20 protein-coding genes are annotated in these 22,820 nt (G+C 69.5%); 15 read left to right on the top strand and 5 right to left on the bottom strand.

Features of this window, described 5'->3' with window-relative positions:
- Nucleotides 1–58: 58 nt before the first annotated feature.
- From ABEA33_RS11030 to ABEA33_RS11005, 6 genes are all read left to right on the top strand, one after another.
- A complete protein-coding gene (locus tag ABEA33_RS11030; RefSeq protein ID WP_345526824.1) occupies nt 59–1,129 on the top strand; it encodes a substrate-binding domain-containing protein in 1,071 nt (356 codons plus the stop codon).
- Nucleotides 1,130–1,199: 70 nt separating this feature from the next.
- Nucleotides 1,200–2,393, top strand: a complete 1,194-nt coding sequence (locus ABEA33_RS11025) for a Gfo/Idh/MocA family protein (RefSeq protein WP_345526823.1) — start codon at nt 1,200–1,202, stop codon at nt 2,391–2,393.
- Nucleotides 2,390–3,553: a xylose isomerase gene (gene xylA / locus ABEA33_RS11020; RefSeq protein ID WP_345526822.1), complete on the top strand. Its 1,164-nt coding sequence runs from the start codon at nt 2,390–2,392 to the stop codon at nt 3,551–3,553. Before ABEA33_RS11025 ends, xylA begins: the two co-directional genes overlap by 4 nt.
- Before the next feature lie 11 nt (nt 3,554–3,564).
- Nucleotides 3,565–4,572, top strand: coding sequence for a sugar phosphate isomerase/epimerase family protein (locus tag ABEA33_RS11015; RefSeq protein WP_345526821.1), 1,008 nt, complete (start codon nt 3,565–3,567; stop codon nt 4,570–4,572).
- A 329-nt stretch (nt 4,573–4,901) separates the two neighbouring features.
- On the top strand, nt 4,902–5,588 hold the full coding sequence (locus ABEA33_RS11010) for a sugar phosphate isomerase/epimerase family protein (RefSeq protein ID WP_345527103.1): 687 nt from the start codon (nt 4,902–4,904) through the stop codon (nt 5,586–5,588).
- 170 nt (nt 5,589–5,758) lie between these two features.
- A complete protein-coding gene (locus tag ABEA33_RS11005) occupies nt 5,759–7,729 on the top strand; it encodes an ATP-dependent DNA helicase (protein ID WP_345526820.1) in 1,971 nt (656 codons plus the stop codon).
- On the opposite strand, the gene ABEA33_RS11000 is transcribed toward ABEA33_RS11005, so the two are convergent.
- From ABEA33_RS11000 to lexA, 3 genes are all read right to left on the bottom strand, one after another.
- A complete protein-coding gene (locus ABEA33_RS11000; RefSeq protein ID WP_345526819.1) occupies nt 7,713–9,281 on the bottom strand; it encodes an MXAN_6640 family putative metalloprotease in 1,569 nt (522 codons plus the stop codon). The genes ABEA33_RS11005 and ABEA33_RS11000 overlap by 17 nt on opposite strands.
- A gap of 138 nt (nt 9,282–9,419) precedes the next feature.
- The gene (locus tag ABEA33_RS10995) at nt 9,420–10,244 is read right to left on the bottom strand and encodes a phosphatase PAP2 family protein (protein ID WP_345526818.1); all 825 of its coding nucleotides are present in this window, start codon (nt 10,242–10,244) and stop codon (nt 9,420–9,422) included.
- A gap of 88 nt (nt 10,245–10,332) precedes the next feature.
- Entirely contained in the window at nt 10,333–11,049 is a 717-nt protein-coding gene (lexA, locus tag ABEA33_RS10990; RefSeq protein ID WP_345526817.1) for a transcriptional repressor LexA, read from the bottom strand.
- Between the two features lie 256 nt (nt 11,050–11,305).
- Between lexA and ABEA33_RS10985 the strand changes: the two genes are divergently transcribed.
- Together ABEA33_RS10985 and ABEA33_RS10980 are read left to right on the top strand one after the other, a co-directional pair.
- The gene (locus ABEA33_RS10985; RefSeq protein ID WP_345526816.1) at nt 11,306–11,650 is read left to right on the top strand and encodes a LysM peptidoglycan-binding domain-containing protein; all 345 of its coding nucleotides are present in this window, start codon (nt 11,306–11,308) and stop codon (nt 11,648–11,650) included.
- A 118-nt stretch (nt 11,651–11,768) separates the two neighbouring features.
- On the top strand, nt 11,769–12,176 hold the full coding sequence (locus ABEA33_RS10980) for a DUF3052 domain-containing protein (protein ID WP_345526815.1): 408 nt from the start codon (nt 11,769–11,771) through the stop codon (nt 12,174–12,176).
- On the opposite strand, the gene ABEA33_RS10975 is transcribed toward ABEA33_RS10980, so the two are convergent.
- Nucleotides 12,173–12,538: a hypothetical protein gene (locus tag ABEA33_RS10975; protein ID WP_345526814.1), complete on the bottom strand. Its 366-nt coding sequence runs from the start codon at nt 12,536–12,538 to the stop codon at nt 12,173–12,175. The genes ABEA33_RS10980 and ABEA33_RS10975 overlap by 4 nt on opposite strands.
- Nucleotides 12,539–12,616: 78 nt before the next feature.
- On the opposite strand from ABEA33_RS10975, the gene ABEA33_RS10970 reads away from it, so the two are divergent.
- Entirely contained in the window at nt 12,617–13,561 is a 945-nt protein-coding gene (locus ABEA33_RS10970; RefSeq protein ID WP_345526813.1) for an ATP-binding protein, read from the top strand.
- Nucleotides 13,562–13,586: 25 nt separating this feature from the next.
- On the opposite strand, the gene ABEA33_RS10965 is transcribed toward ABEA33_RS10970, so the two are convergent.
- Entirely contained in the window at nt 13,587–14,369 is a 783-nt protein-coding gene (locus ABEA33_RS10965; protein WP_345526812.1) for a sigma-70 family RNA polymerase sigma factor, read from the bottom strand.
- Nucleotides 14,370–14,748: 379 nt separating this feature from the next.
- Between ABEA33_RS10965 and nrdR the strand changes: the two genes are divergently transcribed.
- The 6 genes from nrdR to ABEA33_RS10935 all read left to right on the top strand — a co-directional run bounded on the left by nrdR (nt 14,749) and on the right by ABEA33_RS10935 (nt 22,779).
- The gene (nrdR, locus tag ABEA33_RS10960) at nt 14,749–15,219 is read left to right on the top strand and encodes a transcriptional regulator NrdR (RefSeq protein ID WP_345526811.1); all 471 of its coding nucleotides are present in this window, start codon (nt 14,749–14,751) and stop codon (nt 15,217–15,219) included.
- Between the two features lie 135 nt (nt 15,220–15,354).
- Complete coding sequence (locus tag ABEA33_RS10955; RefSeq protein ID WP_345526810.1) at nt 15,355–18,276, top strand: vitamin B12-dependent ribonucleotide reductase; 2,922 nt, start codon at nt 15,355–15,357, stop codon at nt 18,274–18,276.
- Between the two features lie 1,138 nt (nt 18,277–19,414).
- Nucleotides 19,415–20,935, top strand: coding sequence for an amidase (locus ABEA33_RS10950; protein WP_345526809.1), 1,521 nt, complete (start codon nt 19,415–19,417; stop codon nt 20,933–20,935).
- A 43-nt stretch (nt 20,936–20,978) separates the two neighbouring features.
- The gene (gene nthB, locus ABEA33_RS10945) at nt 20,979–21,710 is read left to right on the top strand and encodes a nitrile hydratase subunit beta (RefSeq protein ID WP_345526808.1); all 732 of its coding nucleotides are present in this window, start codon (nt 20,979–20,981) and stop codon (nt 21,708–21,710) included.
- Nucleotides 21,707–22,306, top strand: coding sequence for a nitrile hydratase subunit alpha (gene nthA / locus ABEA33_RS10940; protein WP_345526807.1), 600 nt, complete (start codon nt 21,707–21,709; stop codon nt 22,304–22,306). The genes nthB and nthA overlap by 4 nt, the downstream gene beginning before the upstream one ends.
- The gene (locus ABEA33_RS10935; RefSeq protein ID WP_345526806.1) at nt 22,306–22,779 is read left to right on the top strand and encodes a nitrile hydratase accessory protein; all 474 of its coding nucleotides are present in this window, start codon (nt 22,306–22,308) and stop codon (nt 22,777–22,779) included. Before nthA ends, ABEA33_RS10935 begins: the two co-directional genes overlap by 1 nt.
- Nucleotides 22,780–22,820 lie beyond the last annotated feature (41 nt).

Raw genomic sequence — 22,820 nt, 5'->3', positions numbered from 1 at the left:
ACCCCTGCACCACCTCCACATCCGCACCACACCTCCGCACCACTCAAGGAGCACCACCATGTCCCTGCGGTCAACCACCCTGAGATCCAGGAAGCGCCTCGCCGTCGGCCTGGTCGCCGGCGTCGCGGCCCTGTCCCTCGCTGCCTGCACCAGCAACGACTCCGGCGGCGGCGACGACGACGCAGCCAGCGCCCCGAGCACCGCGGCCGCGGCGGGCTCCAACGACGAGTCCGGCGACAAGGTCGTCATCGGCTTCTCCGCACCGGCCGCCGACCACGGCTGGATGGGCTCGATCACCGAGTCCGCCCAGAAGGAGGCCGCGAAGTACGACGACGTCGATCTCCGCGTCGCCGACGGCACCAACGACGTCTCCGTCCAGATCAGCCAGGTCGAGACCTTCATCAACGACAAGGTCGACGCGATCGTGCTGCTGCCCTTCGACGGCGCAGCGATGACGCCGGTCGCCCTCAAGGCGATGGACGCCGGCATCCCGGTGATCAACGTCGACCGGGAGTTCGACGACCCGAACGCTGCACGCGTCACCGTCCTCGGCGACAACTACGGCATGGGCGTCTCGGCCGGTGCCTACGTGTGCGAGCAGGCCGACGGCAACAAGGACGCCGTCGTCGCCGAGATCGCCGGCATCGACTCGCTGCCGCTGACCCAGGACCGCAGTCGTGGCTTCAAGGACGCGCTGTCCGAGTGCGGCCTCAACGTCGACAACCGCGTCGCCGCCGACTTCACCGTCGAGGGTGGCTCGGACGCCGCCGAGCAGCTGCTCCAGGCCGCGCCCAAGATCGACTACCTGTGGAACCACGACGACGACCAGGGCGTCGGCGTCCTGGCCGCGATCGACAACGCCGGTCGCGACGAGTTCACGATGATCGGCGGCGCCGGCTCGAAGAACGCCATGGAGGCGATCCAGTCCGGTGACAGCGCCCTCAAGGCGACGGTCATCTACCCGTCGACGCAGGCCGCCGACGGCGTGAAGCTCGCCCGACTGCTGGTCCAGGGCAAGTCGATGTCGGACCTGGTCGAGGTCGAGGTGCCCCGCACCGTCCAGCTCTACGCGCCGGTCGTGACCGCGGACAACGTCGACCAGTTCATCGGCTCCGCCTTCACGTCCTGACCGACACCTGCCCGCCTCCGGCCCCCTCTCCGTCAGGGCCGGGGGCGGGCACCTCCACCCGGGAGATCGCATGACCGACCCGAGCAGTTCCCTGCGTGTCGCGATGATCGGCCACGCGTTCATGGGCAACGCCCACTCGCAGGCCTGGCGCACCGCGCCCCACTTCTTCGCTCTACCCGCCCACCCCGAGATGGCGGTGGTCGTCGGCCGCGACGCCGGCCGAGCGGCCGAGGCGGCCGCCCGTCTGGGCTGGGCCGAGAGCTCGACGGACTGGCGCGAGGTCATCGCGCGCGACGACATCGACGTCGTCGACATCTGCACGCCGGGCGACACCCACGCCGAGATCGCGATCGCCGCACTCGAGGCCGGCAAGCACGTCCTGTGCGAGAAGCCATTGGCCAACACCGTCGCCGAGGCGGAGGCCATGACCGCCGCAGCCGACCAGGCCCGCTCCCGCGGCGTACGCGCCATGGTCGGCTTCACCTACCGCCGCGTGCCCGCCATCGGGCTGGCCCGGCAGCTGGTCGCCGAGGGACGGGTCGGCGACATCCGGCACGTCCGCGCGCAGTACCTCCAGGACTGGATCGCCGACCCCGAGGCGCCGCTGTCGTGGCGGCTGGACAAGGAGAGGGCCGGCTCGGGTGCGCTCGGCGACATCGGCGCCCACGTCATCGACCTGACCCAGTTCATCACCGGCTCCCGGATCACCGAGCTCACCGGCCGCCTCGAGACCTTCGTCAAGGAGCGGCCGTACGCCGAGTCTCACTCTGCTGGATCTCTGGGAGGACTCTCGGGCACGGCCTCGACCGAGCGCGGCCCGGTCACCGTGGACGACGCCGCGTCGTTCCTCGCCACCTTCGCCGGTGGCGCGATGGGCGTCTTCGAGGCGACCCGCTTCGCCACCGGCCGCAAGAACGCCATCCGGATCGAGGTCAACGGCTCGCTCGGCAGCCTGGCCTTCGACTTCGAGGACATGAACGTCCTCGAGTACTTCGACGCCCGTGACGACGCCGAGGTCGCAGGCTTCCGGCGGATCATCGCCACCGAGTCCGTCCACCCGTACGTCGCGGCTTGGTGGCCGCCCGGCCACGGGCTCGGCTACGAGCACGGCTTCACCCATCAGGTCGTCGACCTCGTCACCGCGATCGCCGACGGCACCGACCCGAGCCCCTCGTTCGCCGACGGCCTACAGGTCCAGCAGGTGCTGGCCGCGGTCGAGACGAGCTCAGACACCCGCACCTGGCAGGAGATTCCCCCCTCATGAGTGACCGCTTCACTCCCAGTCCCGACGACAAGTTCTCGTTCGGCCTGTGGACCGTCGGCTGGCAGGGCGTCGACGTCTTCGGCCCGGCGTCGCGCGACCTGCTCGACCCGGTGGAGGCGACGTACAAGCTCGCTGAGCTCGGCGCCGCCGCGGTGACCTTCCACGACGACGACCTGTTGCCCGACGAGGCCCAGCGCGAGGCGACGCTCGAGCGGTTCCGTACGGCGCTCTCCGACACCGGCCTCGTCGTGGAGATGGTCACGACCAACACGTTCTCCGACCCGGTCTTCAAGGAGGGCGCGATCACGGCCAACAACCGCGAGGTGCGCCGCTACGCGCTGGCCAAGGTTCTCCGCAACATCGACCTCGCGGCCTCGCTCGGCGCGAAGACGTTCGTCATGTGGGGCGGGCGCGAGGGCGCCGAGCACGGCGCCAGCAAGAACGTCGGCGCGGCGATGGACCGCTTCCGCGACGCGCTCAACACGGTCTGTGCCTACGTGCGGGAGCAGGGCTACGACATGCGGTTCGCCCTGGAGCCCAAGCCCAACGAGCCGCGCGGCGACATCCTGCTGCCGACCCTCGGGCATGCGATCGCGCTGATCTCCGAGCTCGAGCACCCGGAGATGGTCGGTCTCAACCCCGAGGTCGGGCACGAGGAGATGGCCGGGCTCAACTTCGCGCACGGCATCGCCCAGGCGCTGTGGCACGACAAGCTCTTCCACATCGACCTCAACGGGCAGCACGGGCCGCGCTTCGACCAGGACCTGCGCTTCGGTGCGGGCAACCTGCGCGGGGCGTTCTGGACCGTGGATGCGATGCTCGGCGCCGGCACCGACCGGCGCTACGACGGCTACGTCCACTTCGACTACAAGCCGCCGCGCGCCGAGGCCATGGACGGTGTCTGGGAGTCGGCTCGCGGCTGCATGCGCAACTACCTGATCCTGCGGGAGAAGGTGCAGGCCTTCCGCGCCGACCCCGAGGTCGCCGCGGCGGTCGAGGCGGCCGGTGTCTTGGAGCTCGAGCTGCCCACGGTCGCACCGGGGGAGTCGCTCGACGACGTCCGCAACGCGTCGTACGACCTCGACGCGCTGCGCACTCGCAGCGTTGCCTTGGAAGCCCTCGACCAGCTCGCGATGGAGCACCTGCTCGGTGTCCGCTGAAAGGAACTGACATGCCACGACCGATCACGCTGTTCACCGGCCAGTGGGCCGACCTGCCGTTCGAGGAGGTCGCTCGGCTCGCCTCAGAGTGGGGGTACGACGGCCTCGAGATCGCCTGTTGGGGCGACCACCTCGACCCGTGGCAGGGCGCTGAGGACGACGCGTACATCCAGGGCAAGCTCGACCTGCTCGAGAAGCACGGCCTGAGCGTCTACGCGATCTCCAACCACCTCAAGGGCCAGGCCGTCTGCGACGACCCGATCGACGCGCGGCACGAGGCGATCCTCTCCGCAAAGGTCTGGGGTGACGGTGACGCCGAGGGTGTCCGGCAGCGGGCGGCCGAGGAGATGAAGATGACGGCCCGTACGGCGCAGCGCCTCGGCGTGAAGACCGTCGTCGGCTTCACCGGCTCCTCGATCTGGAAGTACGTTGCGATGTTCCCGCCGGCGACGGAGGAGATGGTGGCCGCCGGCTACCGCGACTTCGCCGACCGGTGGAACCCGATCCTCGACGTCTTCGACGAGTGCGGCGTGCGGTTCGCCCACGAGGTGCACCCCTCCGAGATCGCCTACGACTACTGGACGACGGTCGCCACGATGGAGGCGATCGGGCACCGCGAGGCGTTCGGCCTGAACTGGGACCCGTCCCACTTCGTCTGGCAGGACCTCGACCCGGCGGGCTTCCTCTGGGACTTCAAGGACCGGATCTACCACGTCGACTGCAAGGACGCGAAGCGTCAGACCGGCAACGGCCGCAACGGCCGGATGGGGTCGCACCTGCCGTGGGCCGACCCGCGTCGCGGCTGGGACTTCGTGTCCACCGGGCACGGCGACGTCCCGTGGGAGCAGTGCTTCCGGATGCTCAACACCATCGGGTACGACGGGCCGATCTCGGTCGAGTGGGAGGACGCCGGCATGGACCGCCTGGTCGGCGCCCCGGAGGCGCTCGAGTTCGTCCGCCGCCTGGCCTTCGACGCACCGGAGGCCGCGTTCGACGCGGCGTTCGCCACGAAGGAGTAGATCTTCCCGGACCGATCGGTCCGGGAGCACGTGCACGTCTCGGGAAGGAAGTTCGTCATTTGTTTCGGCTATGACGGCGAGGGCGCGCTGCGCCGCTCGCTCGAGGAGAAGGGCGCCAGCCGCCGCTCACTGTTCCGTGGAGCGGCGGCGGGTGTCGCCGGCGCCGCCGTACTCGGGAGTGGCCTGGCCGCTCCCGCGTCGGCGTCCGCGGGTCACGACCGCGGCCATGGGCGTCGCCGGTCGGTGCCTCACGACGAGATCAGCATCCAGTTGTACACGCTGCGGGCGGCGATGACCACGCCCGCCGGTGTCGACCTGGTGCTGACCGCCTGGCGCAGTACGGCTACGAGAAGATCGAGCTCGCCGGCCTCTACGGGCGTACGCCGAGTGCGATGCGCGCTCAGCTCAACAGCCTCGGCATCCGCGCGTCGTCGAGCCACGACGGCATCAGCGCCGACTCGGCTGCACTGCGGACCAAGCTGGAGAACGCGTTGATCCTCGGCCAGAAGTACGTCAACGTGCCGTACCTCAACTCGAACTCGCTGTCGGACTGGCAGCTGTGGGCCGACCAGATGAACGCCGAGGCGGCGGTCGCCCGCCGCTACGGGCTGAAGTACGGCTACCACAACCACGCCCACGAGTTCACGATCGACCTCGGCGGTGGGCTGACCCCGTGGGAGGTGCTGACGTCGCGGCTCGACAAGCGCCTGGTGCACCTCGAGGTCGACCTCTACTGGGCCTACACCGGAGGCGTGAACACCGGCGCCGCCGACCCCGACCGGTTCGCGATCGACGTGATCCGGGACGCACCGCAGACGGTGCGGCAGTTCCACGTCAAGGATCGCGATGTCACCACGGGGGACATGTGCGACCTCGGCACCGGCGTCGTCGACTTCCCGCGGATCTTCCGCAGTCACCAGGTGGAGGAGTACATCGTCGAGAACGACACCCCCGACGTCACGCCCCTCACCAGCGCCGCCGTCGGCCACCTCTACCTCGACCACGTGAGGTACTGACGGGCGCGGTCGACAGCCGTTGGTCGAGCTTGTCGAGACCCTCGCAGCCAAGGCAGGCGCTCGGGTGCGGGGGTCTCGACGACGCTCGCTGGCGCTCGCTGCTCGACCACCGGAGGACACCCTGGGGATAGTCGTGCAGGCGAGTCCCCGGTCGCGGCTAGGGTTCTCGGGTGCCCGACGCCCCTTCCGTGACCGAGCTGCTGTCCACGGCCGTGACAGCCCTCGGCGGGCAGGAGCGCGCGGGCCAGGTGCAGATGGCCGAGGCCGTCACGCACGCGATGAAGAACGAGCAGCACCTGCTCGTCCAGGCCGGCACCGGCACCGGCAAGTCGCTCGCCTACCTGGTGCCGAGCCTGCTCCATCGCGACCGGGTCGTGGTCGCCACCGCGACGCTCGCGCTGCAGCACCAGCTCGTCGAGCGCGACCTGCCGCGGCTGGTCGAGGCCGTGAAGGACAGCGGCGTCGACACGTCGTACGCCGTACTCAAGGGCCGCTCCAACTACGCCTGCCTGCACCGCATCCGCGAGGGCGTGCCCGACGAGCAGGGCGCCCTCGACGTCGTGCTCCCGGAGGGATCACTGGGCAAGAAGGTGCTCGAGCTGCGCGGTTGGGCCGAGCAGGAGGTCGAGGGCAAGGGCAGCGGTGAGCGCGACCGGGCGCCGCGACATACCGACCGCGAGTGGCGCCAGGTCAGCGTCAACCACCGCGAGTGCCTGGGCGCGGCCAAGTGCCCGTTCGGCCAGGAGTGCTTCGCCGAGCTTGCCAAGGAGAAGGCGCACCGATCCCACTTGATCGTCACCAACCACTCCCTCCTCGCGATCGACGCCATCGAGAGCGTGCCGATGATCCCGGACTACGACGTCGTCGTGATCGACGAGGCCCACGAGCTGACCACCCGGGTGACCCAGGCGGCGACCGACGAGTTGTGGGCCGCCGAGGTCGAGCGCGCCGCCCGCCGTAGCCAGCGCCACGTCGAGGGCGACCAGGCCGACGACCTGGCCGACGCCGCCGACGCACTGCGCGACGCGATCGGGGAGGCCAGCCCGGGACGGTTCGAGCGGATCCCCGAGCAGCTCTCCGACGCGCTCGTGCTGGTGCGTGACGCTGCCCGCGCGTGTGTGTCGGCGTACCCCAAGGCCGGCGAGGACGCCGACGCCGGGCTGACCCAGGCAAGGGGCGCGGTGCAGGAGGTCTTCGCGACCGCCGACCGGATGGCCGCCGACCTCGACTCCGACGTGCTCTGGATGTCGGAGGGCACCGAGCGGATGCCCCCACGGCTGTGCGTCGCGCCGCTCCAGGTCTGGGGCCCGATGCGCGACAAGCTGCTCGCCGACAAGACCGTCGTGTTCACCTCCGCCACGCTGATGCTCGGTGGCGACTTCGCGTCGGTGGCGACCAGCGTGGGCCTCAAGCCGACCGAGCGGGTCGTCGAGGGCCAGCCGGCGCCGGACCGTTCCGACGGGGTGATGCCGTGGCGTGGGCTCGATGTCGGCAGCCCGTTCGACTACGGCCGCCAGGGGATCCTGTACGTCGCCAAGCACCTGCCGCCCCCCGGTCGCGACGGCATGAGCAAGGCCACGCTCGACGAGATCGTGGAGCTCGTCGACGCCGCCGACGGTCGCACCCTCGGGCTGTTCTCGTCACGCCGCGCTGCGGAGGCCGCGGCCGAGGTGGTTCGTGAGCGGCTCCCGCACCTGACGACCCTCGCCCAGGGTGATGCGCAGCTGCCGGAGCTCGCGGCGCAGTTCGTCGGCGACCCGCACATCTGCCTCTTCGGCACCCTGAGCCTGTGGCAGGGCCTCGACGTCCCGGGCGACACCTGCCAGCTGGTGCTGATCGACCGGATCCCGTTCCCGCGCCCCGACGACCCGCTGCTCAGCGCGCGCCAGAAGGCCGCCGACCAGGCCGGCGGCAACGGCTTCATGCAGGTGGCGGCCACCCATGCCGCGCTGCTGCTCGCGCAGGGCGCCGGTCGGCTCATCCGGACCCACACCGACCGCGGCGTCGTCGCCGTGCTCGACGCGCGCCTGGCGACGGCGCGCTATGGCAGCTTCCTCAAGGCGAGCCTGCCGCCGATGTGGACGACGACCGACCCCGCCGTCGTACGACAGGCGTTGAAGCGGCTCAGCGCACCGCAATGACGCGGTAGCGCATTCGGCGGTTGTCGTCCTTCGGCGTGCCGCTGCAGGAGTAACGGTGCTCCATGTCGCGCCAGCACCCGCCGTAGCGAATGCCGGCGTTGGAGAGGGTGACGTCGACCCGGGTGACCTTGCGGGCGTTGAAGGCGACGAGGGCCTTGCCGTTGCCGCGCTTCGACACGGGCACGAACCGGCTGGTCGGTCGACCCCGCTTGTCGTACGTCGTCACGATCGCGGCAACGCCGCGATTCTTGTTCGGCAGGTCGACGACGACCCGCAGACGCCAGTGCTTCATGGACCGGCTGGGCTTGACCTGCACGGTCTTGGTGGCGAGGTGGTCGACCTTTGCGACCTGCCAGCGGGTGTCGTGCCGCTTCGGGCTGAAGGTCCACGATCGCGCGGCCCTGGCCTTCGGGTAGCTCGAGCCCTCTTCGTAGTGCCGTCCCGGCTGCCGGTTGGCGGCGCCGAACTGGGCATACACGCGACGCAGGTCGGTGCCGCGGGAGGCGAGCTCCCTGCTCACCGCCTGGATCGAGTAGCTGTCGTAGCGGGGGCCACGCGAGCTGTCGGCGCGCTCCCAGATCTTGCGCACGATCACGGGCAGCTCGCCCTGTGCCTCGGGGAAACGCTCGGACAGGTAGCGGAAGAAGATCCACTCGCCGTACTGACGCCCGCTCGCGTCGAACTGGTCCAGCGCCTGTCCGGGCTGGCGCAGCGGGCTGGCGGCGAGGTACTGCCGGTTGTCGTTGATCTCGTCGTAGACCTCGTCCTCCGCCCACGTCGCCGTCGCCTCCATGAACCAGGCGTCCTCGGTGTAGTCGTAGGCGAACTGAGTGGCGTGGAAGAGCTCGTGCGCCGCGGTCACCTTGAGGTTCTCGATCCACGACCGCTGCGGGAAGTTCGCGAAGTCGTGGTCGAACGCGCAGTACGCCGGCGTGTTGTACGGGCCGTTCTGCGCCGGGAGCTCGGAGGCGTCGCAGAAGCCGTAGAGCTCTGGGTGGCCGGCCGCCCCGAAGTCGACCAGGTAGATGTCGAGCCGCGCGTCGCCGCCCGCGGTGCCGTCCGACATCGGGGCCCGGTAGCCGGCGGCGGCGTACGTCGCCAGCACCTGGTCGGCCACGGCGCCCGCATCGTCGACGTGGGACATCGGCGTCTTGCCGAGATCCCAGTGGACGACGACCGCGGCGAAGGCCTTGGTCTGCTCGTTGGCCCAGCCGTACGCCTTGGGGGGACGCTCCGCCAGCGCCCGGGCGCGCGCCCGCTCGGCGCGCGGGAGGTCGTCCTGACGCAGCCGCAGATCACGCAGGGCCAGGGTCAGGTCCCGGCTGTCGCCGACCGACGGGGTGGCACTCTCTACCGCCGTCGGGTCGAGGATCCCCTCGACCTGGTCGAGCGCACTGGTCGCGGCCTCGGCCGCACCCGTCTCGGTCGCAGGAACGAGCTCGGGGTTGTCCGCCTCGGCGTACGCAGGTGCGCTCATGACCCCCCAGGCGAGCGCGCCGACGAGCAGGCTCGTCGCGGGCAGGGTCAGACGGCCGAGAGTAGGAAGGCGCACCCCACCACTGTCCACGATCGAGCCAAGAAACGCCCAACTCCGGCGCGTCGGCGGCGGGTCGCCGGTGGTTCGAGCTTGTCGAGACCCCCGCAGCGCGGGTGCTCGCTGCTCGACCGACGGCGGGATCCGGCCCCGCCATCAGTCGACGACTGGGGCGTCCTCGTGTGCTGGTGGTGGGTCCAGGGTTCGTCTGGTCCGGTCGCTGCGTGGCCACAGTCGCGGCAGCGGGATGCGACCGACGGCCCGGGCGGCCGCCCAGCCGACCAGAATCACCAGCCAGCCGACGACAGCGTCGATGACCCAGTGGTTGCCGGTCCCGACGATCACGATCGCGGTGCCCACGGCATACGCCCAACCGAGCACGCGCACCCACCTGCGGGTCGCGTAGACCTGCAGCGCCAGGGCCACCCACAGGGACCAGCCGGCGTGGAGAGAGGGGAACGCGGCCAGCTCGTTGGTCAGCCCGCCCAGTCCGCGCGGTGCGGACGCGTCGGCGCCCCACCAGCCGTCGGCTGCGTGCAGGCTGAGGACGTCGACGTATCCACTGATGAAGCGCGGCGGCGCCGTCGGCATCACGAGGTACGCCGCGAGGCCGAGCAGCGTGCCGATGACGAGCGCCCGCCGAGCGGGCCCGTAGCGGTCGGTGCCCAGTCGCCACAACCAGATCAGCACGGCCGCGGTCACGACGTAGTGCAGCGAGGCGTACCAGTAGCTGCCGGCAAGGCCGAGCACGCGATGGTCGGTGAAGAGCTGGTTGAGCGGAACCTCCCAGTGGATGCCCAGGAGGGTCTCGACGTGGAGCAGGTCGTTGGCCCGGGCCAGCGCGGGCTGCAGGCTCGTGTCGGCGAGCAGCCGGGCCAGGCTGTAGAACACCCAGAGCGCGAGGATGAGCAGCAGCTCGAGGGCAGCACGAGCCCAGCGGGTCTTCGTCCGCTGGCGGGCAAGAGCAGGTGCCGTGGTCACAGCACCAGCGTCTTTCATCGGCCCTCCCGTGCCATCGGGGATGTCCCCCTTGATGAACCCCGGGTCCGATCAGGTCATTCCCGGGTGATCAGACCCGCCGCAGCACCGCAGTCACCTTCCCGAGGATGGTCGCGTCAGTGCCGTCAATGGGATCGTAGTTCGGGTTGTGCGGCAGGAGCCACACCTTTCCGTCCTTGCGCTGCAGAGTCTTGACCGTCGCCTCGCCGTCGAGCAGTGCCGCGACGATGTCCCCGTTCTCCGCAGTCTGCTCCTTGCGGATGACCACGTAGTCGCCGTCGCAGATGGCCGCCTCGACCATCGAGTCGCCGGAAACCTCGAGCAGGAAGAGCTCGCCCTCGCCCACCAGCTGCTTCGGGAGCGGGAAGACGTCGTCGTACCGCTCCTCCGCCAGGATCGGCCCACCGGCGGCGATCCGGCCGATCAGCGGGACGTACGCCGCCGACGGCACCTGGTCGCCCACGCCGGTCTCGTCGTACGACGAGTCGTCGGCCGTGCCGAGCGAACGTCGGGCGGCCATCACCTCGGGCAGGAACACCTCGAGCGCCCGGGGACGGTTGGGGTCACGCTTGAGGAAGCCCTTCTCCTCCAGCGTCTTCAGCTGGTGGGCGACGCTCGAGGAGCTGGTCAGCCCGACGGCCTCGCCGATCTCACGCATGCTCGGCGGGTAGCCGCGCATCTCGATCGAGTCCTTGATCGTCGCGAGGACGCGCTGCTGTCGCGGGGTGAGCCCGGTGGCATCGGGCGGCCCGTCGGGCAGCTCGCGCACCGTCATCTTCTTGGCCATGGGTCACACGCTAGCCATCGCGGCCGCTCGGTTCAAACATTTGTTCGAACGGGCGTGTCGGCGCACCGGCCGTCGAAGATCCATCGAACAATTGTTCGGTCGACCTCTTGCGTCGTTCGAACACGTGCTCTAACGTCGTACACACGTTCGATCGAACACCTGATCGAGATGATGGTCCAGGCAGGCCGAGACCGGCTGTCGGTGGCCGCCACTAGAAATGGTGTTACCGAGAAGACCACTTCCCCAGGAGCCACCGATGAGCACCATGACGATCGACCAGATGTTCCAGTCGAGCACCCGCCCGCGCAGCACGGTCCGCCTCACCCGGCGAGGCCGCGTCGTGGTCGTGATGCTGGCCCTGATGGCGGTCCTTGCCGTCGGCATCGTGGTGGCCGCGGGCTCCGTCGCCACCGACAAGGCCGGCACGCCCGAGCCGTCCGCCGTCGTGATGGTCGGCCCCGGCGACACCCTGTGGGACATCGCCGCAGCGGCCGCCGACGACGGCGACGTCGCCTCGATGATCGATCGCATCTCGAAGCTCAACGCGCTCGACTCCGGGATGCTCGTCTCCGGCCAGCGCCTGCTCATTCCTGTCGACTGACTGCCTCGAGGCCACACAGATTTCGTCGAGCGCTTCGACCCCGCTCGACGGACCGGGGAAGACGAGGGGCGGAGCCACGTGGCTCCGCCCCTCGCGGCACTTCACTAGGGTCTTCGCCATGGCTGGCTACTCAGGCACTCCGCTGCTGCGCAAGCTGGGGATAGGGGACGAGCACCTGGTGCTGCTCGACCGGGCCCCTGCGGGCTTCGAGCTGGGCCAGACCGGCGCGCGCGTCGTACGCCGGCTGCCGGGATCGAGCCTCGACGTCACGCTGACCTTCCAGACCCGACTGGGCGAGCTGGAGTCGCGGCTGCCGACGATCTTCGACCGGACCGTGACCGCCGGGATGGTGTGGGTGTGCTGGCCCAAGAAGGCAGCGCAGAAGGCGCTCGGCATCGTGAGCGACCTCGACGACGCAGCGGTGCGCGCCCTCGGACTGCGCCTGGGCTGGGTCGACGTGAAGGTTGCCGCGATCGACGACACCTGGTCGGGCCTGAAGTTCGTGCGCCGGCTCAAGGACCGCTAGCGAGCCGCCCGCCGACCACCGATCGGGCGAGGCGACTCAGGCTCGTCGCCACTGGCGGCGGGGGCGGGTCGTTCGGGCGCCCTGGTGATGCCGAGGCGCCGCAGCAGGCGAGCGACCAGCATCAGCCCGAAGAAGAGGCACGCGACTGCGCCGACCGACGCGAGGCCGAGGAACCACCAGGCCGTGGAGTCGCCACCGCGGGCGCTCGAGCCGAAGTCGATGGCGGCGTACACGAGGTATCCCCAGGCCACGACCGACAGGGTGATGCCGGCGGCCAGGACGAGCAGGACCGGCTGGAGCGACCTCTTGGCGCGCGGTCCGCGGCGAGACCCCGCCCGCTTGCCTCCCGTCGCACCCGTCACCGCGCCATTGTGTCCGATCGTCCCTGACGCCGCGGCAACGCGCCGGTCCCCCCGAAGGGGTGAACTACGCTGTCGGGCGTGGGGAACTCCCGGGCAGGTTCCGTTCCCGTCGGGCTGGCTACAGCGGCCGACGTCGATGCGGTCGCGCGGGCGGTCCTCGATGAGCTGCTCGCCCTTCCCGCCGTACGGCGCGCCGGCGTCGCCCTGGTGGAGGGCGGCGGCCGACGCCTACGGTTCCTGCCGGCCACGGCTGCTGAGACTGCCGCGGACTGGTGCCACATCGACGCGTACGACGACGTGCCGCTGACCGGAGTCGTGCGCACCAGCGTCGTGGTCTGCGGCGACCTCGACTCGTTCGGTGGCCGGTACGCCGAGCTGGTGGCCATTCAGCGCGCGGCCGGCACCCGCGCCCTGGCGGTGTTCCCGCTGCACGGTGCGACCACCCCGATCGGTGGCGTGATCGTCTACTACGACCGCGAGCAGGCCTTCGACGCTGAGCAGCGCGACGCGCTCGCCGCCCTCGCCCAGCATGCGGCGGACGCCGTACGCCGGCTGCGCACTCATGGTGCTGCGACCCCCGCCGGTCCGTCGCCGACCGAGGTCGATGCGTCCGCCAAGACGGCGTCGCTCACCCTCGACGACGATCTACGCTCGGCGGGTATCGCTCGCAAGTTCCTGCGCGGGACGCTCGCTGACTGGAGCGTCGACGACGACCCGGTCGAGACCGCGCAGCTCTGTCTCTCCGAGCTGGTGACCAACGCCGTCATCCATGGTGGCGCCTCCAGCGAGCTGACCCTCACCCTCGACGAGGGCCTGCTGACCGTCGCCGTCCGCGACCACGGTGGCGCCGGCGGTCCGGAGGTCCAGGTGGTCGTGGACGAGGACCCGATGCGGGTCTTCGGCCGCGGCCTGGTGCTGGTCGAGGCCCTCAGCGACAGCTGGGGCTCGGTGCGGGACTCCGTCGGGACGACGTCGTGGTTCGTGCTCGACCTACCCGACGACGCCCGCTCCTTCGTCTCCTGAGCCAACATCGTTTGTCGAGCATGCATCAGGCGGCGGCGGAGACCTCCATCTGTTCGCGCATCCGAGCGATCAGTCGGGTCAGCAGTCGGGACACCTGCATCTGGGTGACGCCGATCTCGCGGCCGATCTCCGACTGCGTGCAGCCTCGGAAGAACCGCAGCTCGACGATCTTGCGCTCGCGCGGGGTGAGGCGAGCCAGCAGGGGAGCGAGCACGGCGCGCGCCTCGGCCACGTCGAAGCCGTGGTCGTCGAAGCCGAGGCGCTGCGTGAGCGCCTCGTCGTCGGCGCCGGCCGGTGCGTCGAGCGAGACCGGCGAGAAGCAGCCGTTGGCGCCGAGCGCCTCGACCACGGCGTCGAACTCGAGACCGAGGTAGGTGGCGAAGTCACTGGGCCGCGGCGGGTGGCCGAGCCGCTGCAGGAGCTCGGCCTCGCAGGCGATCATCTTGCTCTGCGTCTCCTGGATGGAGCGCGGCGGACGCACCGCCCAGCCCAGGTCGCGGAAGTGGCGGCGCACCTCCCCGCGGATGGTCGGGATCGCGAAGCTGAGGAAGTCGTGGCCGCGGGCGGGGTCGAAGCCCTTCACGGCCTTGACCAGACCGAGGTAGGCGACCTGCTGCAGATCGTCGGTGGCGATCCCCTTGTTGCGGAAGCGGCGGGTGGCGTCGATGGCCACGCGCATGTTGAGGCGGATGAGCTCGTCGTCGAACGCGGCTCGGTCTGCGGGCCGAGCGTCGCTGCGCTCGGCGAAGAGGCGGGCGGTGGTCTCGGAGCGGGATTCCACCGATCTGGCGGTGGCTGAGTTCTCCATGTCCTCCATCTGCCGCCGCTAGTGCAGCCATAAACCACCCGCACGGGTGAACACGGCTCCCTGATCGGCTCCCCGACACGCCCTCGCCGTACGGCGATGTCGGGGCCCGGGAGGGGCCCTGACCTGCGGGTTTGTCAAGTCGTCGCCCGGGCGTCGAGGAAGTTCTCCGCGCTACTTGCGCCACCCTCCGAGCGGGCGTACCGTTACCACTACATCTAGTACTTACACCGGTGTAGTTATCCACATCTAGTTCACAGAACAGGGTGGAAGACCCACAGGTGCAGGGCTGTTGTACACAGTGAGACCCCCGATATCCACAGGCTACGCACCCCTCATTCGGGGTGGTTCGTGGCGCGCCCAGGTCCTGAGAGGAGCACCCGTGCACTGTCCGTACTGCCGCAACACCGACACCCGGGTGCTCGACTCGCGGGTCGCCGACGACGGCGGCTCGATCCGCCGTCGGCGTACCTGCTCGGCGTGCGAACGCCGATTCACGACCGTGGAGCTGATGCAACTGACGGTGCTCAAGCGCTCCGGCGCGAGCGAGCCGTTCACCCGCGACAAGGCGATCTCCGGCGTCCGGAAGGCCTGCAAGGGCCGCCCGGTGACCGAGGACCAGCTCGCCTGCCTCGGCCAGGACGTCGAGGACGCGCTCCGGCTCGCCGGTGCCGCCGAAGTCCCCGCCCACGAGGTGGGGCTGGCGATCCTCGGGCCGCTGCGGCAGCTCGACGAGGTCGCCTACCTGCGGTTCGCGAGCGTCTATCGGGCCTTCGAGTCCGCGGACGACTTCGAGGACGAGATCGCGATGCTGCGCGCAGAGCGCACCCCTCAGCCCGTTCCGACGGGCTGACCCCAGACGGCCCGGCGTGCGCAGTGGGGAAGCTACGCGCGCCGGGCCCACCATCGTCGGCACCACAGCCAGAGCGCTGTCGGTGCCAGCAGCAATGATCGAAACACCAACCTCGACAGACGGGACACAAGAGGGATGACCGAGACGGTGAGCGGCGGCGCGAAGGGCGCGCAGTCGGGCAAGACAGGCAACGGCCTGAAGATCGATCGGGTCTTCAGCACTGCGGGCGTGCATCCCTACGACGAGCTGACGTGGGAGCGTCGCGATGTCGTGCAGACCAACTGGAAGACCGGTGTCACGGTCTTCGAGCAGCGCGGGGTGGAGTACCCCGACTTCTGGTCGGTCAACGCCTCGACCATCGTCACGACGAAGTACTTCCGTGGCGCCGTCGGCACCGACGTGCGTGAGTGGAGCCTCAAGCAGCTCATCGACCGCATCGTGAAGACCTACACGAAGGCCGGCACGGACCACGGCTACTTCGAGTCCGCCGCCGACGCCGAGGTCTTCGAGCACGAGCTCACCTGGCTGCTCGTGCACCAGTACTTCTCGTTCAACAGCCCCGTCTGGTTCAACGTCGGCACGCCGTCGCCGCAGCAGGTCTCGGCCTGCTTCATCCTCTCCGTCGACGACTCGATGGACTCGATCCTGAACTGGTACAAGGAAGAGGGCTTCATCTTCAAGGGCGGCTCCGGCGCCGGCCTGAACCTCTCCCGCATCCGCTCCTCCAAGGAGCTGCTCTCCTCCGGTGGCACGGCGTCCGGCCCCGTCTCGTTCATGCGCGGCGCCGACGCCTCGGCCGGCACCATCAAGTCGGGCGGCGCCACGCGTCGTGCGGCCAAGATGGTCGTCCTCGACGTCGACCACCCGGACATCGAAGAGTTCGTGATGACCAAGGCCAAGGAGGAGGACAAGATCCGCGCCCTCCGCGACGCCGGGTTCGACATGGACCTCGGTGGCGCCGACATCACGAGCGTCCAGTACCAGAACGCCAACAACTCGGTCCGCGTCAACGACGCGTTCATGCGTGCCGTCGAGGACGGCACCGAGTTCGGGTTGCGCTCGCGCGGCACCGGCGAGGTCATCGAGACCGTCGACGCCCGCGACCTCTTCCGCAAGATCAGCGAGGCCGCCTGGGCCTGCGCCGACCCGGGTCTGCAGTACGACGACACGATCAACGACTGGCACACCAACCCGGAGACGGGCCGGATCACCGCGTCCAACCCGTGCTCGGAGTACATGTCGCTCGACAACTCCTCGTGCAACCTGGCGTCGCTCAACCTGCTCAAGTTCCTCAAAGACGACGACACCTTCGACGCGGAGCTGTTCGCGAAGGCCGTCGAGTTCATCATCACCGCGATGGACATCTCGATCTGCTTCGCCGACTTCCCGACCGAGGCGATCGGCGACACCACCCGCGACTACCGCCAGCTCGGCATCGGCTACGCCAACCTCGGCGCGCTGCTGATGGCGATGGGCCTCGGCTACGACTCCGACGGTGGCCGCGCGATGGCCGCCACGATCACGTCGCTGATGACCGGCACGTCGTACAAGCGCTCGGCGGAGCTCGCCGGCATCGTCGGTCCCTACAACGGCTACGCCCGCAACGCGGAGGCCCACAAGCGGGTCATGCGCAAGCACCAGGCCGCCAACGACACGGTCCGCACGCTCGGCATCGCCGACCGCCAGGTCCACCAGCTCGCCACCCAGGCCTGGGCCGACGTGCAGGAGATCGGGGCGGCCAACGGCTTCCGCAACGCGCAGGCCTCGGTGCTCGCGCCCACCGGCACGATCGGCTTCATGATGGACTGCGACACGACCGGCATCGAGCCGGACTTCTCGCTGGTCAAGTTCAAGAAGCTGGTCGGCGGCGGCTCCATGCAGATCGTCAACCAGACGATCCCACGGGCGCTGCGCAAGCTCGGCTACGTCGAGGAGCAGGTCGAGGCGATCGTCAGCTACATCGCCGAGCACGGCCACGTGATCGACGCCCCGAGCCTGAAGACCGAGCACTACGAGATCTTCGACACCGCGATGGGCGTCCGCGCCCTGGCCCCGATGGGTCACGTGCGGATGATGGCGGCGGCCCAGCCGTTCCTGTCCGGCGCGATCAGCAAGACGGTCAACCTGCCGGAGTCGGCGACCGTCGAGGAGATCGAGGACATCTACCTGCAGTCCTGGAAGCTCGGCCTCAAGGCGACGGCCGTCTACCGCGACAACTGCAAGGTCGGCCAGCCGCTCTCCGGCGGCAAGGGCGAGAACAAGGGCGCGGACTCCAACGCCGCGGCCGTGGTCGAGGCCGAGCCGAAGGTGATCGAGAAGGTCGTCTACGCCCCGGTCCGCAAGCGCCTCCCGAAGTCCCGCATCGCACGCACCACCTCCTTCACCGTGGGTGGCGCCGAGGGCTACATGACCTCGGGTGCTCACGAGGACGGCACGCTCGGCGAGATCTTCCTCAAGCTCGGCAAGCAGGGCTCGACCCTGGCCGGCGTGATGGACGCGTTCTCGATCTCGATCTCGATCGGCCTGCAGTACGGCGTGCCGCTGGAGACCTTCGTCTCGAAGTACACCAACCAGCGCTTCGAGCCCGCCGGCCTCACCGACGACGCCGACATCCGGATGGCCCAGTCCGTCATGGACTACGTCTTCCGCCGGCTGGCCCTCGACTACCTGGACTTCGAGACCCGCGAGGGCCTCGGCATCTACTCGGCCGACGAGCGCCAGCGCTACCTCGAGACCGGCTCCTACGAGCCCGTCCCCGAGACCGGCAACAACTCGGCTGAGCTCATCGAGATCGACGTCCTTGAGCCGACCGCGGCGGCCGACGCCCCGGTGGTCGAGCAGGGAGGCGCGCCAGCGCCGAGCGTCGTCGAGACCCCCGCAGCCAACGAGGCGGCCTCGGCCAAGCCCACCACGGCCCACACCAGCGCCGAGCTCCTCGAACAGATCACCGGCACCGCCGTCGACTCGCCGCTCTGCTTCACCTGCGGCACCAAGATGCGCCCCGCCGGCTCCTGCTACGTCTGCGAGGGCTGCGGCAGCACCAGCGGCTGCAGCTGATGTCGAATCTCACTGGGTCGTCACCAGTGATGTCATCAGTTGTGTCACTCGACTGAGAACTGATCAGAAAAATAGAAGGGGCGGTCCGGGACTCCGGACCGCCCCTTCTGTTCTTGCGTCAAGCGAGCCAGGCAGCGGGCCGATCAGGATCCAGCCGAGACCCATCGCCCGCAACCGTCAGCAGCCCCGAATTTCGCGCACCACGGTGCGCCCCGAAGGGGGCGCCGAACTGCTCAACTGTGAAGAGCCGCCAAAGCGCCCCGCGACCTTCGTCGTGCCGTGGGTTCGGGATGCCCCATCGGCCGGCGATCTCCTTGATGGGTTGGTCGCGTAGCGAGGTGACGATGTCGCGTCGGGCGCCTTGGAGTCGCTGCCGGTCAGCCAGCGCGAGGACGACCTCGCCGTTCGCGGATGTACCCGGAGACGGTTTCGCCATCGCTCGCAAAGAGCCGGTGCAGGTAGCTCTGCGAGATCCCGCACCCTGTGCGACCTGAGTGGGTGTGAGGTCGGGTTGGCCGAGGTGTCGCACGATGTGCGACTTGGTCAACGCGAGGTGCACCGAGGGAGGACCGCCGGCGGCGACCTCGTCGGACACGAACGCGACGTCGAGGCTCAGGAGTGCGTGCCGGAGTGCGATCTGCTGTGTGAGGTCCGCGCCGGCGGCCCGACCGCTGGCAAGCGACGTCAGCAACGCGCCCAGCGCGGCCCCCGCGCCTGAGTCCGGGGTGGTGGCCCTGGCGGTGCCAGGATCAGCGTCTCTGGCGGCAGGGGAAGGAGGCGTTTGGGGAGGAGGCCGATAGTGAACTGAAAGGAGCCGGTCGTCTCCACCAAGAGCGGGACGAACTGGTCGCACACGCTCGCGCGTCAGAACTCGACCTTCTCCGAGGCAGGCAGGCCCGCGCGCTCCTTCCGTCAAGAGCCGGTAAGTGGCAGCCGAACGGCCAATTGACGATGGCTACCCGAGCCTTGCACGTCCCCAGTCATACGAGTACTCATACGTACTCGGGCGTTGACGCAGGCTGTCCCTCAAACGTTGACTCCCACCCCAAGACGCGATCCGTCTGACGTCCCCTTCCGGTCGGCGCAGCGAAGAGCGCGGAGCACGCGACGCCAGCCCCGATGCACGGAGGACCCCGCCATGGATTTGCCCACTCGCCCCGACGTTGAAGCCCTTGCCGCCGACCTGCGCCTCGGCATCGACGAGGAGGACCTGGACTTCTACACCGCCGCTGCTGCCGGCCTACTGGGGTCCTGGGCCATCGTCGACGAGCTGTACCAGCACGAGGTGGCTCCGACGGCCCCGGACCGGAAGTGGTCTGAGCCGACCGAGAACCCGTTGGGCGCCTGGTACGTGACGACCGATTTGAGGACCACTCCCACCGGTCCCCTGGCCGGCAAGCGGGTGGCGATCAAGGACAACGTGGCTGTCGCGGGCGTCCCCATGATGAACGGCTCCGAGACCGTCCGCGGCTTCGTACCCAGCACGGATGCCACGGTCGTCTCGCGCCTCCTCGATGCCGGCGCAACCATCGCGGGCAAGTCGGTGTGCGAGGACCTGTGCTTTTCCGGTGCCTCCCACACCGCGAAGAACGGTCCCATCCGTAACCCGTGGGACACCGACCGCACCGCCGGCGGATCCTCCAGCGGCAGCGGGGCGCTGGTGGCGGCCGGGGAGGTCGACCTCGCGATCGGAGGCGACCAGGGCGGCTCCATCCGGATCCCCGCCGCGTTCTGCGGCGTGGTCGGACACAAGCCCACATTCGGGCTCGTGCCCTACACCGGCGCGTTTCCCATCGAGCAGACCATCGACCACCTCGGCCCCATCGCACCGACGGTCGCCGACGCCGCGGCCTTGCTGGCCGTCATCGCCGGGCCCGACGGCAAGGACCCGCGACAGCCCGCAGGGCTCACCGTCGAGGACTACGTGAGCGCGGTGACGTCTCTGGGTCGCGGGCTGCGGATCGGTGTCGTCACCGAAGGTTTCGAGCAGGCGAACTCCGACGCCGGCGTCAACGCGACCGTACGCCGAGCCGTCGAGCAGCTGACCGCAGCCGATCACACCGCCGAGGAGGTATCAATCCCGTGGCACAAGCACGGACAGGCGCTGTGGGACGTCATCTCCGTCGAGGGCGCCACCTGGCAGATGATCGACGGCAACGCCTACGGCCTGAACTGGAAGGGCGCCTACGACCCCGACCTGATGGCGTACTACGGCCAGAGGTGGCGAGAGAACCCGGCAGCCTTCTCCGAGACCGTCAAGCTCGTCGCGCTCGGCGGCACACACGCACTGCGCAACGGGTACGCGGCCAGCTACGGCAAGGCCCGCAACCTCGAACCGCTCCTCGCAGCCGCCTACGACACCGCACTCGACACCTACGACGTGCTCGTGATGCCGACGCTGCCCATCACCGCCAGCCTCATCCCCGCAGCCGACGCATCCGCAGAGGAAATCGTCACCCGTGCCCTGGACATGGTCACCAACACCGCGCCCTTCGACGTGACCGGCCACCCCGCCTGCACCATCCCCGCCGGCCTCAGCGACGGCCTCCCGGTCGGCCTCATGGTCATCGGCAAGAAGTTCGAGGACGCAGCCGTGCTCCGCGCCGCCCACGCCTTCGAGCACACGCTCGGCACCCTCACCGCCCCCACCCGCAAGTAGACCCAAGCAGGCCTCAGCAGACCCAAGAAGAGGAGTAGCACGCATGAACGGAGTCTTTGACCTCGCTGGCACTGACGGCGTCGGCCCCGTGGTCGTCCCCGAGAACGAACCGGTCTTCCGCGCCGAGTGGGAGAAGCATGTGTTCCCGATGTTCGCCCTGTGCTTCCGCGCCGGGTACTTCGGTGTGGACTCGTTCCGCCACGGCATCGAACTCATCGATCCGGCGGTGTACCTCAAGTCGCCCTACTACGAGCACTGGGTACACACCATCGAGCACCACGGCGCCCAGGCCGGCAAGCTCGACATGGCCGAGCTCGACCGGCGCACCGAGTACTACCTGGCCCACCCCGACGCCCCCCTTCCCGACCATGAGGACGACCCCGACCTGCTCGCGTTCCTCAACGTCGTCGTCCCGGCCGGCGCCACCGCCAAGCGCGACGTGGAGAAGGTCGCCCGGTTCAAGGTCGGCGACATCGTGCGCGTCGACCGCACCGCCCCCAAAGGGCACACCCGCCGCGCCCGCTATATCCGCGGCGCAGTCGGGGAGATCGTTCTGGCCCACGGCGTGTTCATCTACCCCGACACCGCCGGCAACGGTCTCGGCGAGAGCCCCGAGCACGTCTACACGCTCCGGTTCACCAACGACGAGCTGTGGGGATCTGAGAACGCCGAGCCCAACGGGTCGGTCTACTTCGACGTCTGGGACCCCTACCTGGAACTCGTGACGCCGGCCGAGAACACCACTGCCACCACCCACGAAGGAGCCCACGCATGAGCGACAGGATCAGGACCCCAGAAGAGATCGCGGCCCGCGTGAAGGCGCTCGAGTCCATGCTCATCGAGCAGGGCGTGATGACCACCCAAGCCGTCGACCGGATGGTCGAGATCTACGAGCACGAGGTCGGCCCCCAACTCGGCGCGAAGGTCGTCGCCAAGGCCTGGAGCGACCCGGACTTCAAGGCCCGGCTCGTCGCCGACGCCAGCGAGGCCTGTAAGGAGCTCGGCATCAGCGGCCTCCAAGGCGAGGACATGGTCGTCGTCGAGGACACCGACATCGTCCACAACGTCATCGTCTGCACCCTGTGCTCGTGCTACCCCTGGCCCGTACTCGGACTGCCGCCGAACTGGTACAAGGACCCCCAGTACCGCGCCGCCATCACACGCGAACCCCGCAAGGTGCTGCGTGAGGCGTTCGGCTACGCCCTCACCGACGACGTCGAGGTCCGCGTGTGGGACTCGAGCAGCGAGATGCGCTACTGGGTCCTGCCGCAGCGTCCAGCTGGCACCGAGGGCTGGTCGGAGGAGCAGCTCCTAGCCCTCATCACCCGTGACTCGATGATCGGCGTCGGCCCCGTCGCCCCGGTGCAGTGATGACCACCGCAGCTAGCAGCGCATCGAGCACCGGAACCGACGTGCTGCCGGACCCGCGGACCAACCCAGCCGAGCTCGACGAGCGACGCCGTACCGTGGCCGACCTGGTGTGTGGCCTGCCCGGCGCGGACCCCGAGCGACTCGGGTTCGAGCACCCCTGGGAGATCCGGGCGTTCGCGATGGCGGTGGCCGCCCACCGCGAGCTCGGCTTCGACTGGTCGACGTTCCAGCAAGCCCTCATCGCATCGATCCAGACGTGGGAGAACGACCCCGACCGCACCGCTGACTCGAAGTGGTCCTACTACCAGCACTGGGTGGCCGCGCTCGAGGACGTCCTTGCGCAGTCCGGGGTGGTCGACCAGGGAGACCTGGACCACCAGACCCGTGACGTCCTCGCCCTGCCGCCCAACCGCAACCACCACGAGGCCCACACCGAGCCGATTGCGATCGACCCGGCTCGCCGCACCACCTGAACCGACCGGTACCGCCGCCGCACCCCACCGAAGGAAGGCCC

It is taken from the genome of Nocardioides endophyticus (assembly GCF_039543845.1).
Taxonomy (GTDB): Bacteria; Actinomycetota; Actinomycetes; order Propionibacteriales; family Nocardioidaceae; genus Nocardioides; species Nocardioides endophyticus.
The sequence above is the reverse complement of the archived record's forward strand: the minus strand, read 5'-3'. Positions and strand labels throughout refer to the sequence as shown.